The sequence below is a fragment of the Thermus neutrinimicus genome, from assembly GCF_022760955.1.
GTDB classification, from domain to species: Bacteria; Deinococcota; Deinococci; order Deinococcales; family Thermaceae; genus Thermus; species Thermus neutrinimicus.
Window position 1 is genome coordinate 43391 of record NZ_JAKTNU010000004.1, and the last position, 15761, is coordinate 59151.

A 15761-nucleotide genomic window follows, 5' to 3' on the forward strand; every position below is an offset into this window, starting at 1 on the left:
GAAAATCCAGCATCGTGATGGGCTATTTTCAAGGGTCCTTGCCCGCTACTTGTCCCCAAGTGTCCTGGCCCTGCCTTTGCCCCAGCCGATGAGGAAGCTTTGGAACCCAAGCGCCCGAGGTGGGACTTCTTTCCCTGGGAAGGAGGAGTAAGCTTACCCCGTGATCGTCAAGGAAGCGCTCCTACCCATAGAGGAAGTGGCCGGCAAGCTGGGCTTAAGCCGGGATAGGCTCTACCTCTACGGCCCCCACATGGCCAAGGTCCTGGGGGAACCCCCTACGGCCAAAGGGAAGCTGATCCTGGTCACCGCCATCACCCCCACTCCGGCCGGGGAGGGAAAGACCACCACCGCCATCGGCCTGGTGGATGCCCTATGGCGGCTTGGGAAAAGGGCCGCCTTGGCCCTGAGGGAGCCCTCCTTGGGCCCGGTTTTCGGGGTGAAGGGCGGGGCCACAGGGGGAGGCAGGGCACGGGTGGAGCCCCAACACGAGATCAACCTCCACTTCACCGGGGACTTCCATGCGGTGACCAGCGCGGTCAACCTCCTGAATGCCCTCCTGGACAACCACCTGCACCAGGCAAACGAGCTGGGAATCGACCCCAGGCGCATCGAGCTCAAGCGGGCCATCGACATGAACGACCGGTCCTTAAGGCACATCGTCCTGGGCCTTGGGGGCAAGGCCCATGGGGTGCCCCGGGAAGGAGGGTTTGAGCTCACCGTGGCCACCGAGGTCATGGCCCTCATGAGCCTGGCCCGGGACTTTAAAGACCTGCAAAAGCGCCTGGGAAGGATGCGGGTGGGCTTCACCTACGAGGGAAAGCCCGTCTACGCTGAGGACCTGGGGGCGGTGGGGGCCATGGCCGCCCTCCTAAGGCAGGCCTTCCTCCCCAACCTGGTGCAGACGGCGGAGGGGAACCCCGCCTTCATCCACATGGGGCCCTTTGGCAACATCGCCCACGGCACCAACTCCCTAAGGGCAAGCCTCTTCGCCTTGGGGCTGGCGGACTACGTGGTGCAGGAAGCGGGGTTTGCCACGGATCTGGGCATGGAGAAGTTCATGAACGTGGTGGCCCGCACCGCGGGCCTGGTCCCCGAGGCGGTGGTGCTGGTGGTCACCCTCCGGGCCCTCCGCTACCACGGGGGGCAGGATGCCTACGGGATGCCGGACCCCCAGGCGGTGGCCAGGGGCCTGGCCAACCTGGAGAAGCACGCGGAGAACGTGGAGCTATTCGGCTTCAAGCCGGTGATCGCCCTAAACCGCTTCCCCACGGACGCCCTGGAGGAGATCGCCCTGGTGCGGGAGTTTGCCCAAGAAAGGGGCCTACCCTTCGCCCTAAGCGAGGTCTACGCCAAAGGAGGGGAAGGGGGGTCGGAGCTGGCGGAAAAGGTCTTGGAGGCCCTCTCCCTGCCCCATGCCTACCGGCCCCTCTATCCCCTGGAGATGCCCCTCGAGGAGAAGGTGGAAACCATCGCCACCCGCATCTACGGGGCCGAGGGAGTGGAGTGGAGCGAGGAGGCCAGGAAGGCCCTTAAAGCCGCCAAGAGGGAGGGGTGCGAGGCCCTCCCCGTGGTCATGGCCAAGGCGGCCACCTCCCTTTCCGACAACCCCAAGCTCCGGGGAAGGCCCAGGGGCTTTAGGGTGCGGGTCACGGACCTGAGGTGCCGGTTTGGGGCAGGGTTCGTGGTGGTCTACATGGGGGGGATTGAGACCCTGCCCGGCCTGCCCAAGGTACCCCAGGCCCTGGGAATCCACGTGGACGAGGAGGGTAACATCCGGGGGATGGACTACTGAGACCGCCCCACCCTGGCCTCGCCAGGGTGGGGGCCCCCGTCCGCAGGACCGAGGGCCGGGCTATACCCCGTGCCCGTCCGCCCGTTGCTTCTCCACGGGAAGCCCCGTGGCCCCGTGGAAGGCCTCCACCTCCTCCAGGAAGCGGCGGAAGAGGTAGAGGGCATCGTGGGGCCCGGGGGCGGCCTCGGGGTGGTACTGCACGGAGAAGACGGGGTAGCGGGCATGGGCCATGCCCTCGAGGGTCCCGTCGTTCAGGTTGATGTGGGTGGGCTTGAACTCCTTCAGGGAGTCGATGTCCACCGCATAGCCGTGGTTTTGGCTGGTGATCTCGATCTTCCCGGTGAGGAGGTTCTTCACCGGGTGGTTGGCCCCCCGGTGGCCGAACTTCATCTTGTAGGTGCGCCCCCCCGCCGCCAGGGCCAGGAGCTGGTGCCCCAGGCAGATGCCGAAGGTGGGAAGTAGCCCCATGAGCTTCCAGATGGTCTCGTGGGCGTAGCGGGGCATGGAGGGGTCCCCGGGGCCGTTGGAGATGAGAAGCCCGTGGGGCTCCAGGGCCATGATCTGGCTGGCCGGGGTCTTCCCGGGCACCACCAGGATCTCGAAGCCCAAAGCGGCCAGGTTCTCCACGATGGCGTGCTTGATGCCAAAGTCCATGACCACGATGCGCCGGCCCGACTTCAGGGTGGGCCAGGCGTAGGGCAGGGGGGTGGAGACCTCGGGGGTCATGTCCCGCCCGTCGATGTCCGTCCAGGCCTTGGCCTCCTGGCGGAGGGCCTCCAGCTCCTCCGGGGTGAAGGCGTGCTGGGGATCCCCGAAAAGGCTGGCGTGGGCGATGGTCCCTTTCAGCACCCCCCCTTCGCGGATCTTCCGCACCAGGGCCCGGGTGTCGATCCCCTCGATCCCCACCACCCCGTAGAATTCCATGAACTCCTTCAGGGTCTGCTGGGCCCTGGGGTTAGAGGCCATGCGGCTAAACTCCTTGGCCACGAAGCCCTTCACCCAGGGGCGGTTGGACTGCATGTCGTAGACGTTGACCCCGTAGTTGCCCTGGTGGGGGTAGGTCATGACCACGATCTGCCCGTGGTAGCTGGGGTCGGTCATGATCTCCTGGTAGCCGGTCTGGGCGGTGTTAAAGACCACCTCCCCCACCGTCTTCCCCCGGGCCCCGAAGGCGTAGCCGTGGTAGACGGTGCCGTCCTCCAGGACCAAAACCGCTCGCTCCTTCACTCCAGCCATTCCTCCTCCTTTACCTCCTCTACCTCCTCTAGGCCCACCTGCTTCGGGAGATCCACGCCCATCTCCCCCCCATGGGGATTGAAAAGGACCAGGCGCACCCAGCCCCGCACCCGGAAGGGGTGCCGCCCCCCGCAAACCCCAAGGCCTTTGGCCTTGCCCCAGTTCCCTCCGGGAAACCGGCTTAAGCCGCTTCGCCATGGGGTAGACCAAGGCGAACCTCGCCCAGGGGCGTAGGGGCCTGGCCCCGGGAGACCAAAAAGAGAGGCCCGTCCTCCAGGGCCGCCTGCAGGTTAGCCTCGCGCCCCCTTAAGCCCTTGCCCGTGGCCCAGACCCCGGGCAGGTCTGGAATCCCCCCGTGGTAGGGCTCCTCGCCCTCCATGAGCCCGTGGCGGGCCCGGGCCATGGCCTCCTCCAGGTGGCGGGTTAAGGTGCCCATCCCATCCATTCTAGCCCCCGAAAGCCCCCGGGGAAAGGCTCTTGATGACGGCGATCTCCCGGCAGTTCTCGTAGAAGGGGCAGGCGTTGCACTCGCTCCACACCTTGGGGGGCAGGGCTTCCCGGGTGGTGACCTGGTAGCCCAAGGAGCGGAAGAAGCCCACCTGAAGCGTCCAGGCGAAGACCCGGGGCAGGCCCAGGTCCCTTGCCTCCCGCTCCGCCCCCAGGACCAGCCAGCGCCCCAGGCCCTCCCCCTGCCGGTTGGGGTGCACCGCAAGGCCCCTGATCTCCGCCAAGTCCCGCCAGAGCACGTGCAGGGCCACGGTGCCCACGATGTGGCCGTCCTCGTCCACGAGGACCTGGAAGTCGCGGATGTTCTCGTAGAGGTGGCTGTGGCTCCTGACCAGCATCAGGCCCTTCTCCGCCCAGTAGCGGATAAGCCAGTAGATGGCGTCCACGTCGCCGAGCCTGGCCTTCCTGAGCTCCACCGCCCTTCCCCTTTGCACCTGGGGCAGGGAAACCGTGGGGAGTTCTATTTTCGTATCAAGCAAGGCCCACCTCCTTTTTAGCCTCAAAAATCCTCTCCCGCACCGCCTCGGGGGCCGTGCCCCCGAAGGAGCGGCGCCTTTGGATGGCGGTTTCCAGCCGGAGTAGGGGCAGGGCATCCTCCGCGAAGAGGGGGTGGTGGGCCTTTAGCTCCTCCAGGGTGAGGTCCTTTAGGGCCCTTCCCTCCTCCACAAGCCGCCGCACCAGGCGCCCCACCACGTGGTGGGCCTCCCGGAAGGGAAGCCCCTTCTCCGCCAGGTAGTCGGCGAGCTCCGTGGCCAGGGCAAAGCCCTCCTCCGCCGCCCGCCACATCCTCTCCCGCCGCCACCTGAGCCCAGGGAGAAGGGTGGCGAGGAGCCTGAGGCTATCCCGGTAGGTGCCGAGGGCATCCAGAAGGGGTTCCTTGTCCTCCTGCAGGTCCTTGTTGTAGGCGAGGGGCAATCCCTTCACCACCGCGGAGAGGGCCACCAGGGCCCCCAAGACCCTTCCCGCCTTGGCCCGGATGAGCTCCAGGATGTCCGGGTTCTTCTTCTGGGGCATGATGGAGGAGCCGGTGGCGAAGGCATCCGGGACCTCCACGAAGGCGAACTCCTCGGTGCTATAGAGGATGAGTTCCTCCGCCAAGCGGGAGAGGTGGAGCATGCCGATGTTGAAGGCAGAAAGCACCTCGAGGGCGAAGTCCCGGCTTGCCACCGCGTCCAAGGAGTTCCGCATGGGAGCGGAAAAGCCGAGCTCCCGCGCGGTGTAGTGGCGGTCTATGGGAAACCCCGTCCCCGCCAGGGCCGCAGCCCCCAGGGGGCTTTCGTTGAGGCGCTTCCTGGCGTCCTCCAGGCGACCAGCATCCCTTAGGAACATCTCGTAGTAGGCCAAAAACCAGTGGGAAAGCAAAATGGGCTGGGCCCGTTGCAGGTGGGTGTAGCCGGGAAGGACGTAAAGGGGCTCCAGGTGCCGCTCCGCCTCCCGCACCAGAACCCGGCGCAGGTCCAAAAGGAGGGCCAGGAGCTCCTCTATGGCCCCCCGGAGGAAAAGCCGGAGATCCGTGGCCACCTGGTCGTTGCGGCTTCTTGCCGTGTGGAGCTTGCCCCCAGGAGGGCCCACCAGCTCGATGAGGCGGGCCTCCAGGTTCATGTGCACGTCCTCAAGCTCCTCCCGCCAGGGGAAGGTGCCCGCCTGGATCTCCTTCTCGATCTGGTCCAGGCCCTTCAGAATGGCCTTTAGCTCCTCCTCGGTGAGAAGGCCCACCCGGTGGAGCATCTGGGCGTGCACCCGGTTCTGCCAAAGGTCCTCCCGCCAAAGGGCCCGATCGAAGGAAAGGGAGGCGTTAAAGCGGGCCGCCAGCTCGCTTGGGCCCTCGGCGAAGCGGCCACCCCAGGTCCTATGCCCCATGGCCCTTCCCTTCCCCCTCTAAGGGAGACCCACCCACCATGGCCCTTACCCGAAGCCTCAGGGCGTTGATCTTGATGAAGCCCTCGGCATCCTTCTGGTGGTAGCCCCCAAGCTCGTCGAAGGAGACCAGGTCCTTCAGGTAGAGGCTTCTTGGGGCCTTCCTCCCCACCACTTGGACGTTTCCCTTGTAGAGCTTGAGCCGGGCCACCCCCGTGACCGCCTGGGCCACGTGGTCGAAGTAGGCCTGAAGGGCCTCCCGCTCCGGAGCGTACCAGAAGCCGTAGTAGACGAGCTCCGCATACTTGGGGGCCAGCTGGTCCCTCTGGTGGAGCACCTCCCGGTCCAGGGTGAGGCTTTCCACCGCCCGGCGGGCGTGGTAGAGGATGGTCCCCCCGGGGGTTTCGTAGACCCCCCGGGACTTCATGCCCACGAAGCGGTTCTCCACCAGGTCCACCCGGCCCACCCCGTGGCGCCCGCCGATCTCGTTGAGCCTCTGCAGCAGGGCTGCCGGGGAAAGCCTTTCCCCGTTCACCGCCACCGGGTCCCCCCGCTCGAACTCCACCTCCACGTACTCCGGGGCGTCGGGGGCCTCCTCGGGGTCCACGGTCATGCGGAACATCCCCTTGGGGGGCTCGGCCCAGGGGTCCTCGAGGACCCCCCCCTCGTAGGAAATATGCAAAAGGTTCCCGTCCATGGAGTAAGGCTTTTCCTGGGTCACGGGAACGGGGATGCCGTGGGCCTCCGCATAGGCGATCATCTCCTGCCGGCCCTTGAAGCCCCACTCCCGCCAGGGAGCGATCACCCGGATGTTGGGCTTCAGGGCGTAGGCGGTGAGCTCAAAGCGCACCTGGTCGTTGCCCTTGCCCGTAGCCCCGTGGGCGATGGCCTCGGCCCCCTCCTCCTCGGCGATCCGCACCAGGTGCTTGGCGATGAGGGGCCGGGCGATGGAGGTGCCCAGGAGGTAGTACCCCTCGTACACCGCCCCCGCGCGGAACATGGGGAAGACGAAGTCCCGCACGAACTCCTCCCGCAGGTCCAGGGCGATGGCCTTGGAGGCCCCGGTCCTGAGGGCCTTCACCCGGGCCTCCTCCACCTCCTCCCCCTGGCCGATGTCCGCGGTGAAGGCGATGACCTCCGCCTTGTAGGTCTCCTTTAGCCACTTGAGGATGATGCTGGTGTCCAGCCCACCGGAGTATGCCAGGACGATCTTCATGCCAACCCCTAGTCTACCCCCTCGAGGGGGTTATGCATAAGTATACAATCCCTGGCCAGGTGGGTCCTAACCAGGGGATTGGCGAAGAAATCACAGGTGGATGGGCTTCTCCCAAGCGGCCAAGGCGGCCTCCTTGAGGACCTCGGAAAGGGAGGGGTGGGCATGGGGGGCCCGGCCCAGGTCCTCGGCGCTGGCCTTGAAGAAGATGGCCAAGGCGGCCTCAGCCAGGACATCCCCCACCCGGGCCCCGATCCCGTGGACCCCCAGGATGCGGTCGGTCTTGGCGTGGGCCAGGACCTTGACGAAGCCCTCCGTTTCCCCCATGGCCCGGGCCCGCCCCGAGGCGGAGTAGGGGAAGCGGCCCACCTTATAGGGCACCCCTTGCGCCTTCAGCTCCTCCTCCGTGTACCCCACCCCCGCCACCTCCGGGTGGGTGTAGACCACGCTGGGAATGGCCTGGTAGTCCACGTGGCCGTACCCCTTGGCCATGTGCTCCACGGCGGCGATCCCCTCCTCGCTGGCCTTGTGGGCCAGCATGGGCCCCCGCACCACGTCCCCAATGGCGTAGATGTGGGGTACGCGGGTCCTAAGGTGCTCGTCCACGGGGATCCGCCCCTTTTCGTCGGTGGCGAGGCCCGCCCTTTCCAGGTCCAGGCCCTCGGTGTAGGGCCTGCGGCCCACGGCGAGAAGGACCCGGTCCGCCGCAAGGACCTCCCCCCCTTCCAGCTCCACCCGGGCACCCTTCCCCTCAGGGCGCACCGCCTGTACCTTCACCCCGGTGCGGATCCCAATCCCCTCCTTCCGGAAGACCTTCTCCGCCGCCCGGGATAGCTCCGCGTCCATGGTGGGGAGGATGCGGTCCAGGTACTCCAGGATCAGGACCTCCGCCCCCAGGCGGTGCCATACCACCCCGAGCTCCAAGCCGATGACCCCGCCCCCCACCACGATGAGGCGGCCCGGCACCTCTGGGAAGGAAAGGGCCTCGGTGGAGGTCACCACCCGCTTTCCGTCCACCTCCGCCCATGGGGGGATGAGGGGGGCGCTCCCCGTGGCGATGAGGAGGTAGCGGGCGGAAAGCTCCTCCCCCGTTTCCTCCACCAAAACCTTGCGGTCCGAGAGGAAGCGGGCCCTTCCCAGGTGGCGGGCGATGCCGTTTTTCTTAAAGAGGAACTCGATCCCCTGGGTGTTGGCCTGGACCACCTTGTCCTTGTGGGCCAGAAGGGCGGGGAGGTCCACCTCGAGGCCCCGCACCCTTGCCCCTATCAAGCCCTTTTTGGCCTCATGGATGCGCTCGGTGGTTTCCAAAAGGGCCTTGGAGGGAATGCACCCCACCCGCAAGCAGGTGCCCCCTAGGGCCTCCTCCTTCTCCACCACGCCCACCCGCATCCCCAGCTGGGCGGCCCGGATGGCGGCCACGTACCCCCCGGGTCCCGCCCCGATCACCAGCAGGTCGTAGGCGTCCACGCTAGACCTCCAACATGAGGCGCACGGGGTTTTCCACCAGCTCCTTGACCCGCCTCAAGAAGGTCACCGCCTCCCGGCCGTCCACGATGCGGTGGTCGTAGGAAAGGGCCAGGTACATCATGGGCCGGATCACCACCTGCCCCTCCCGGGCCACGGGCCTTTCCTGGATGGCGTGCATGCCCAGGATGCCCACCTGGGGCGGGTTGAGGAGGGGGGTGGAGTTGAGGGAGCCGTACACCCCCCCGTTGGTGATGGTGAAGGTACCCCCCATGAGCTCCTCGGGCTTCAGCCTCTTGGTGCGGGCCCTTTCGGCGAAGTCGGCGATCTGGCGCTCGATCTCCGCGAAGGAGAGCCGGTCGGCATCCCGGATGACCGGCACCACCAGCCCCTCTCCCCCGCCCACCGCCACCCCGATGTCGTAGTAGCGGTGGTAGAGGATGGCGTTGTCCCGGATCTCGGCGTTGAGCTCGGGGATCTCCTTCAGAGCCTGGACCACCGCCTTCACGAAAAAGCTCATGAGGCCCAGCTTCACCCCGTGCTTCTTCTGGAAGGCCTCCCCCAGCTCCTTCCTCAAGGCGAGGATGGCGGACATATCCGCCTCGTTGAAGGTGGTGAGCATGGCGGTGGTCTGCCGCACCATTAGGAGCCTTTCCGCGATGCGCCGGCGCAAGGGGCTCATGGGCACCGCCTCGCTCACCCGCCAGGGGCGGTCGGCAGGGGGTTGGGTGGGAAGCGGTGCGGCCTCCTGCACCCGGGGAGGCTCCGCCTGGGGCGGGGCCTGCTGGGCCCTCTCCTCCAGGTGGCGCTCCACGTCCTCCTTGAGGATCCGCCCCCCCAGGCCCGTGCCCACCACCTCCCCTGGGGACACCCCCGCCTCCCTTAGGACCCGCTCCGCGGCGGGCATGACCAGGGGCTCCTGGGGCTCGGGTGCCTGGGGTGCCTGGGCCTCGAGCCCAGGCCGGGAAGGGGTCTCCCCCATGGCCTTAAGGAGGGCGATGGCCTCCCCCACCCTGGCGCTTTCCCCGGTACGCTTCAGGATCCGCTCCAGGGTCCCCGCAAAGGGGGCGGGGAGCTCCAGGGTGGCCTTGTCGGTGATGAGCTCCACCAGGGGCTCATCCTGGGCAAAGCTTTCCCCTTCCCCCTTCAGCCAGGCGCCGATCTCCACTTCCACAATGGACTCGCCCACGGAGGGCACTTTCAGTTCCTGCACCGTCTACCTCCTCACCTGAAGGCTTCTTCGAGAAGCGCTTCCTGCTCCTTCTTGTGCACCTTGGAGGAACCCACGGCGGGGCTTGGGGACTCGGGCCGGGCCACCACGCTGAAGGGATGGCCGTAGATCTCCCCGCAGAAGCGGGCGGAGAGGTACCACCAGGCCCCCTGGTTCACCGGCTCCTCCTGGACGTAGACCACCGGGGTCTTCCTGGGGTAAAAGTCCAGGGCCTCCTTGAGCTCGGCCTCGGGGAAGGGATAGAGGAGCTCCAGCCGGATGAGGGCCACGTCCTCCGCCCCCACCTCCCTCCGCTTTTGCAAGAGATCGTAGTAGACCTTCCCCGAGGTGAGGAGGACCTTCCTGGCCCCCTTGACCCTTTCCGGGATCACCTTCTGGAAACGCCCTTGGGCGAGCTCCTCCAGGCGGGAGACCACCTCGGGGTGGCGGAGGAGGCTTTTGGGGGTGAGGACGATGAGGGGCTTGCGGATGGGGCGCTTCACCTGCCGGCGCAGGAGGTGGAAGAACTGGGCGGGGGTGGTGGGGTAGGCCACCTGCAGGTTGTCCTTGGCCCCCAGTTGCAAGAAGCGCTCCAGCCGGGCAGAGGAGTGCTCGGGGCCCTGGCCCTCGAGGCCGTGGGGCAGGAGGAGGACCAGGCCGGAAAGCCGGTTCCACTTGGCCTCGGCGCTGGCCAGGAACTGGTCGATGTAGACCTGGGCCACGTTGACGAAGTCCCCGAACTGGGCCTCCCAGAGGACCAGGGCCTCGGGGTAGTCCAGGCTGTACCCGTACTCAAACCCCAGCACCCCAGCCTCGGAGAGGGGGGAGTTGTGGATCTCCACCTCCGCCTGCCCCTCCGCCAGGTGCTGCAGGGGGATGTAGGGAGTGCCCGTCTGGTAGTCGTAAAGGGCGGCGTGGCGCTGGGTGAAGGTGCCCCTTAGGGCGTCCTGCCCTGTGAGGCGCACCCGGTGCCCCTCGGCGGCCAAGGAGGCGAAGGCCAAGGCCTCGGCCGCCGCCCAGTCCAGGGGGCGTTTGGCCTCGGCCATCTCCTTCCGGGCCTCGAGGAACCGCTTCAGCTTGGGATGCACCTGGAAGCCCTCGGGCACGGCGCTCAGGCGGAGCAGGAACTCCCTTAGCGCCTCCAGGGGCACCCCGGTCTCCACCTCGGGCGCCAGGTGGTCGGGCCCGCCCACGTACCCCTGCCAGATGCCGGAAAGCCCGTGGGGCACCACGGGGCCCGGCTCCGCCTTGACCCGGGCGAACTCCCTTTCCAGCTCCGCCAGGTAGGCTTCCTCCTTGGCCCTAAGCTCCCCCTCCGCCACCACCCCCTCGGAGAGGAGCCTTTCCCCATACACCCTCCAGGGCTCGGGCCTTTTGGAGATGAGGGCGTACATGGGGGGCTGGGTGAAGGTGGGCTCGTCGGTTTCGTTATGCCCCCGGCGGCGGTAGCCCACCAGGTCGATGACCACGTCCTTGGCGAAGCGCTTTCGGTACTCCAGGGCCAGGCCCAGCACGAACCACAGCTCGTCCAGGGCCTCGGCGTTCACGTGGAAGATGGGGGCCCCCACCATCTTGGCGATGTCCGTGGGGTAACGGCAGGAGGTGTACTCCTCGGGCAGGGTGGTGAAGCCCAGCTGGTTGTTGGCCACCAGGTGGAGGGTCCCCCCCACCCGGTAGCCGGGAAGCCGGGAGAGGTTAAGGGTTTCCTGGACGATGCCCTCCCCGATGAAGGCCGAGTCCCCGTGGACCAGGATGGCCAGGCCCCTTTTCCGCTCGCGGTCGCCGAAGCGGTCCTGCTTGGCCCTTAGCCTCCCCAGGGTCACGGGGTTCACGAACTCCAGGTGGCTGGGGTTGAAGTTGAGGGAGACGTGCACCTTCCCATAGGGGGTGGTGAGGTCGTTGGAGAAGCCCAGGTGGTACTTCACATCCCCTGAGTAGCCCTCGGGGAAGATCTCCTCAAACTCGCGGAAGATGCGCTCAAAGGGCTTGCCCACCACGTGGGCCAGGACGTTGAGCCGCCCCCGGTGGGCCATGCCCAGGACCACCTCCTTGACCCCGTGGCGGGCGGCCTCCTCCACCGCCAAAAGGAGAAGGGGGACCAGGCTTTCCAGGCCCTCGAGGCTGAAGGTCTTGGCCCCCAGGTACTTGCGTTGCAGGAAGGCCTCAAAGAGGCTGGCCTGCATGAGGCGCTCCAGCATGCGCCGGCGCACCTCGAGGGGAGGCTTGGGCCAGGGGGCCTCGATGCGGGAAAGAAGCCAGGCCCGCTCCTCGGGCTCGGTGTGGACCACCTCAAACCCCACCGGGCCCAGGTAGACCTCCTCCAGGCGGCCCAGGAGTTCCCCCAGGGTGGGGGCGCCGAGGAAGGGGGGGAGGGACCGGGCGAGATCCTCCCGGGAAAGGCCGTGGGCCTCGAGGGAAAGCTCCCTGGGCCTCGGCCGCTCCCGCCCCAAGGGATCGATGCGGGCCGCCAGGTGCCCAAGCTCCCTGTAGGCCTGGACCAGGCGCTCCACCTTGAGGAGGAAGGCCAGGTCCACCGCCTCGGCCAGGGGAAGGGGGGTGGCTCGTCGGCCGTCCCCTTGGGGTTCTCTTCGGGAACCCTCCAGGGTGAGGGCGGAAAAGTAGCGGCGCCACTCCTCCGGCAAGGAAAAGGGATCCTCCAGATAGGCCCGGTAAAGGGCCTCCAGGTAGCCTTGGCTTTCCAACGTGAGCTCCATCCTGCCTCCCAAGAGGGGGCGTATACCCCCTTCATCTACGCTACACCAAAAGGCGGTGTAGGTGCTTTAGGATCGTTACAATAGGGCCATGGTCCTGAAGGATAGGCAAGAAGGCGTCCTTCTCCTCACCCTCAACCGGCCGGAAAAGCTGAACGCCCTCACCGGCCCCCTGTTGGACGAGCTCTTCCAGGCCCTAAGGGAAGCCCAGGAGGACCCCGGGGTCCGGGCCCTCCTCCTCACGGGGGCGGGGCGGGCCTTCTCCGCGGGGCAGGACCTCGGGGAGTTCGGGGAGGGCAAGCCCGACTACCAGGCCCACCTCCGCCGCTACAACCGGGTGGTGGAGGCCCTGGCCGGGCTGGAAAAGCCCCTGGTGGTGGCGGTGAACGGGATAGCGGCGGGGGCGGGGATGAGCCTGGCCCTATGGGGCGACCTGCGCCTGGCGGCCCAGGAGGCCAGCTTCACCCCCGCCTTCGTGCGCATCGGCTTGGTGCCGGACTCGGGGATGAGCTTTATCCTTCCCCGGCTGGTGGGGCTCGCCAAGGCCCAGGAGCTCCTCCTCCTCTCCCCCAGGCTTTCCGCCGGGGAGGCCCAGGCCCTGGGCCTGGTGCACCGGGTGGTGCCGGGGGAAAGGCTTTTAGAGGAGGCCCTGGCCCTGGCCCAGGAGCTGGCCCAGGGGCCCACCCGGGCCTACGCCCTCACCAAGAAGCTCCTTCTGGAAACCCACCGGCTTTCCCTGACGGAGGCCCTGGCCCTCGAGGCCATCCTCCAGGGGGAGGCCGGGCGCACCCAGGACCACGAGGAGGGGGTAAGGGCCTTCAGGGAAAAGCGCCCGCCCCGGTTTATGGGCCGATGATCCGCTACCTCGAGGGCACGGTCCTGAAAAAGGGGGAAGGGGGCTTCCTCCTCCTGGTGAAGGGGGTGGGCTTCCTGGTGCAAGCCCCCCAGGCCTTTCTGCAAAGCCTAAAGGAAGGCCAGGAGGTGGCGGTCCACACCCACCTGCAACTGAGGGAGGAGGGCCTAGCCCTCTTTGGCTTCCCCGACGAGGAAAGCCTCCTCCTCTTTGAGCTCCTCCTCTCGGTGAGCGGGGTGGGGCCCAAGGTGGCCCTCTCCCTCCTCTCCGCCCTCACCCCCAGGCTCCTGGCCCAAGCCCTGGCCCAGGGGGACCTGCGCCTCCTCACCGCGGCCAGCGGGGTGGGGAGAAGGCTTGCCGAGAGGATCGCCCTGGAGCTCAAGGGGAAGGTGCCCCCAAGCCTCCTCACCGGGGAGAAAGTGGAAAGCCAAGGGGCGGAGGAGGCGATTCTGGCCCTCACCGCCTTGGGTTTCAAGGAGGGCCAGGCCCGGGGGGTGGTCTTGGACCTCTTGGCCAAGAACCCCTCGGCCACGGCCCAGGAGCTCATCAAGGAGGCCCTGAAGCGGTTGCGCTGAGGTGCCCTTAAAGCTCGTCCAGAAGTTCCCCAGGGGTGCGGTGAGCAGCCAGGTACCCCCCTTGTCGCAGGGCCAGGGGAAAGAGCACCTCCCAGGGCCCCTCCAGGGCCAAAAGCCCCTCCCCCGGGAAGGCCCTCACCCCCTCGGGCAAGCCCCCCTCCAGGCCGAAGGGGAAAAGGGCCAAAAACCCCCCCGAGGGCTCCCCCTCCCCCCGGTCCAGGTGGAGGCCCGCCGGCTCCAGAAACCCCATGAGGCGGGTGCGGTGCATCTCCCGCCTCAGGGCCTGGAGGGCCCGGGGGTGCGAGGCCCCTTGCCAGAGGAGGAAGTCGGCCTCAGGGGAAAGCCCCACCAGGCTGTAAACCCGGAGGAAGCCCTCCCTTTCCTGCCAGCGGCTCAGGAACTGGGCGAACTCCTCCTTGAGGTGCTCCTGGTGCTCGGCCTCGAGGCGGCGGAACTCCGGCAAAAGCCTGTAGAGGCTGAACCCCCAAAGGCGTAGCATGCCCTACCCCACCTCCAGGAAGCGGGCCAGGGCCTCTGGGCTGAGGCGCTTGCCCACGTAGAAGGGCCCGAACTCCCCAAAGCGGGCGGATACCTCGTCAAAGCGCATCTCGTACACGATCTTCTTGAACTGGAGGGGATCCTCGCTGAAGAGGTCCACCCCCCACTCCCAGTCGTCCAGGCCCTGGGAGCCGCTGATCACCTGCAAGACCTTTCCCTGGTACTTCCTTCCCGTCTCCCCGTGGGCCTTCATGAGCTCCGCCCGCTCCTTGGCGGGGAGGAGGTACCAGTTGTCCTGGCCCTGGCGGCGCTTGTTCATGGGGTAGAAGCACACGTAGCCCGTCTTGGGCACCTTAGGGGTCAGGCGGGGCTTGACGTAGGGGGCCTCGGGGTCCAAGGGACCGGTCTGGCTTCCCAGCTCCACCACGGAGTAAAACCCGTAGGCGGGGCTTAGGTAGCGGGCGAAAAGGCTCCTGTTGAGCCGGGCCTCCACCTCCAGAAGGGCATCCAGGTTTTCCCTCAGGTTTAGGAAGAGGAGGTCAGCCTTGTGGGTGATCACCTGGTACACGCCGAAGGACCCCCTGCCCTCCGCCTCCACCTCCTCCCACTCCTCGAGGATCTCCTTAAGCTCCGCCCAGGCGGCCTGCCGTTCCTCCTGGGGGGCGGAGAACCAGGCGGGATAGTCCAAGCGGCGGAAGTCGTGGAGGATGTGCCAGCCCTCGAGGGTAAAGGTGGGCTCAGGTATGTAACCTCCCATGCCCCCAATATACCCGGGATATACTCCCACCATGGTGGCCCTACACGTAGCCCTTGCCCTTCTCCTGGCCTGGCTCTTGGGCCGCTACGGAGCCAGGGCCCTGAACGCCCTAGGGCGCCTCACCCCCACGGAGGGGGACGACCGCTTCTTCCGGGCCCTGGGCCTCCTCTGGTGGGGGGTGGTGGCCCTCCTGGCCCTCAGCTACCTGGCCCACGCCCTCGCCTGGCCCCTCGAGCCCCTGGCCACCTGGGGAAAGGCCCTCGCCCAGTGGCTGGGAAGCCGGGGCCTGGCCGTTTTGGCGGTGTTGGGCCTCACCTTCCTGGCCTACCGCCTCATGCCCCTCCTCCTGGCCCGGCTTCCCGAGCCCGAAGGGGAGCTCACCCGGGAGGCGGTGCGGCGCAAAACCCTTAGGGCGGTGGCGGATTCCGTGCTTAAGGTGGCCATCCTCACCCTGGGGGGGCTCTTCCTCCTTTCCAACCTGGGCTTCAACGTCACCGCCCTCCTGGCGGGGGCCGGGGTGGTGGGCCTGGCGGTGAGCTTCGCCGCCCAGAACCTGATCCGGGACTTCATTAACGGGTTTTTCATCCTTCTGGAGGACCAGTATGGGGTGGGGGATATCGTGCTCCTCAACGGGGTGGGGGGGCAGGTGGAGCGCTTCAACCTGCGCCTCACCGTGCTCCGGGACCTGGAGGGCCGGGTCCACTTCATCCCCAACTCCGAGGTCCGCCAGGTGACGGTCCTCACCCAGGAGTGGAGCCGGGCGGTGGTGGACGTGGGGGTGGCCTACAAGGAGGACGTGGACCGGGTCCTAAGGGTCTTCCAGGACGAGGTGGAGCGCTTCTATGGGGATCCCCAGTGGCAGGACCGGTTCACCGCTCCCCCCGAGGTCCTGGGGGTGCAGGACCTGGGGCAAAGCGCCGTGGTCATCCGGGTCCTCTTCAGCACCAAGCCCGCCCAGCAGTGGGCGGTGGCCCGGGAGTTCCGCCGCCGCATCAAAAACCGCCTGGACCAGGAAGGGATCGAGATCCCCTTCCCCCACCAGAAGCTTTACTTCGGCGAACCCCTTAGGCTGGAAAAAGGAGCGTGAG

The 15761-nt window shown here is 67.3% G+C and carries 14 protein-coding genes; 4 read left to right on the top strand and 10 right to left on the bottom strand.

Features of this window, described 5'->3' with window-relative positions:
• Window positions 1-160: 160 nt before the first annotated feature.
• Complete coding sequence (locus L0C59_RS04190; RefSeq protein ID WP_243089961.1) at window positions 161-1792, top strand: formate--tetrahydrofolate ligase; 1632 nt, start codon at window positions 161-163, stop codon at window positions 1790-1792.
• A 60-nt stretch (window positions 1793-1852) separates the two neighbouring features.
• On the opposite strand, the gene carA is transcribed toward L0C59_RS04190, so the two are convergent.
• From carA to L0C59_RS04230, 8 genes are all read right to left on the bottom strand, one after another.
• Window positions 1853-3028: a glutamine-hydrolyzing carbamoyl-phosphate synthase small subunit gene (gene carA, locus L0C59_RS04195; protein WP_243089962.1), complete on the bottom strand. Its 1176-nt coding sequence runs from the start codon at window positions 3026-3028 to the stop codon at window positions 1853-1855.
• A gap of 181 nt (window positions 3029-3209) precedes the next feature.
• A complete protein-coding gene (locus tag L0C59_RS04200; RefSeq protein WP_341474734.1) occupies window positions 3210-3473 on the bottom strand; it encodes a type II toxin-antitoxin system HicB family antitoxin in 264 nt (87 codons plus the stop codon).
• 1 nt (window position 3474) lies between these two features.
• Window positions 3475-4014 carry an N-acetyltransferase gene (locus tag L0C59_RS04205; RefSeq protein ID WP_243089964.1) on the bottom strand — a complete coding sequence of 180 codons (540 nt, stop codon included), beginning with the start codon at window positions 4012-4014 and terminating at the stop codon, window positions 3475-3477.
• On the bottom strand, window positions 4007-5395 hold the full coding sequence (gene argH / locus L0C59_RS04210) for an argininosuccinate lyase (RefSeq protein ID WP_243089965.1): 1389 nt from the start codon (window positions 5393-5395) through the stop codon (window positions 4007-4009). Before argH ends, L0C59_RS04205 begins: the two co-directional genes overlap by 8 nt.
• Window positions 5385-6608, bottom strand: a complete 1224-nt coding sequence (locus L0C59_RS04215) for an argininosuccinate synthase (RefSeq protein ID WP_243089966.1) — start codon at window positions 6606-6608, stop codon at window positions 5385-5387. The genes argH and L0C59_RS04215 overlap by 11 nt, the downstream gene beginning before the upstream one ends.
• A 90-nt stretch (window positions 6609-6698) precedes the next feature.
• Complete coding sequence (gene lpdA / locus L0C59_RS04220) at window positions 6699-8072, bottom strand: dihydrolipoyl dehydrogenase (protein WP_243089967.1); 1374 nt, start codon at window positions 8070-8072, stop codon at window positions 6699-6701.
• Window position 8073: 1 nt separating this feature from the next.
• Window positions 8074-9282, bottom strand: a complete 1209-nt coding sequence (gene odhB, locus L0C59_RS04225; protein WP_243089968.1) for a 2-oxoglutarate dehydrogenase complex dihydrolipoyllysine-residue succinyltransferase — start codon at window positions 9280-9282, stop codon at window positions 8074-8076.
• Window positions 9283-9293: 11 nt separating this feature from the next.
• Complete coding sequence (locus tag L0C59_RS04230; RefSeq protein WP_243089969.1) at window positions 9294-11993, bottom strand: 2-oxoglutarate dehydrogenase E1 component; 2700 nt, start codon at window positions 11991-11993, stop codon at window positions 9294-9296.
• 88 nt (window positions 11994-12081) lie between these two features.
• Here L0C59_RS04230 and L0C59_RS04235 point away from each other — a divergent pair, with 88 nt between their 5' ends.
• Together L0C59_RS04235 and ruvA are read left to right on the top strand one after the other, a co-directional pair.
• Window positions 12082-12846, top strand: a complete 765-nt coding sequence (locus L0C59_RS04235) for an enoyl-CoA hydratase/isomerase family protein (RefSeq protein WP_243089970.1) — start codon at window positions 12082-12084, stop codon at window positions 12844-12846.
• Window positions 12843-13418, top strand: coding sequence for a Holliday junction branch migration protein RuvA (ruvA, locus tag L0C59_RS04240; protein WP_243089971.1), 576 nt, complete (start codon window positions 12843-12845; stop codon window positions 13416-13418). The genes L0C59_RS04235 and ruvA overlap by 4 nt, the downstream gene beginning before the upstream one ends.
• A gap of 7 nt (window positions 13419-13425) precedes the next feature.
• Here the strand turns inward: ruvA and L0C59_RS04245 are convergent, their stop codons facing one another.
• Both L0C59_RS04245 and hemQ read right to left on the bottom strand, forming a co-directional pair.
• Window positions 13426-13917, bottom strand: a complete 492-nt coding sequence (locus tag L0C59_RS04245) for a chlorite dismutase family protein (RefSeq protein ID WP_243089972.1) — start codon at window positions 13915-13917, stop codon at window positions 13426-13428.
• A gap of 3 nt (window positions 13918-13920) precedes the next feature.
• Complete coding sequence (gene hemQ, locus L0C59_RS04250; protein WP_243089973.1) at window positions 13921-14673, bottom strand: hydrogen peroxide-dependent heme synthase; 753 nt, start codon at window positions 14671-14673, stop codon at window positions 13921-13923.
• A gap of 31 nt (window positions 14674-14704) precedes the next feature.
• On the opposite strand from hemQ, the gene L0C59_RS04255 reads away from it, so the two are divergent.
• Entirely contained in the window at window positions 14705-15760 is a 1056-nt protein-coding gene (locus tag L0C59_RS04255; RefSeq protein WP_243089974.1) for a mechanosensitive ion channel family protein, read from the top strand.
• The last annotated feature ends 1 nt before the right edge of the window (window position 15761 follow it).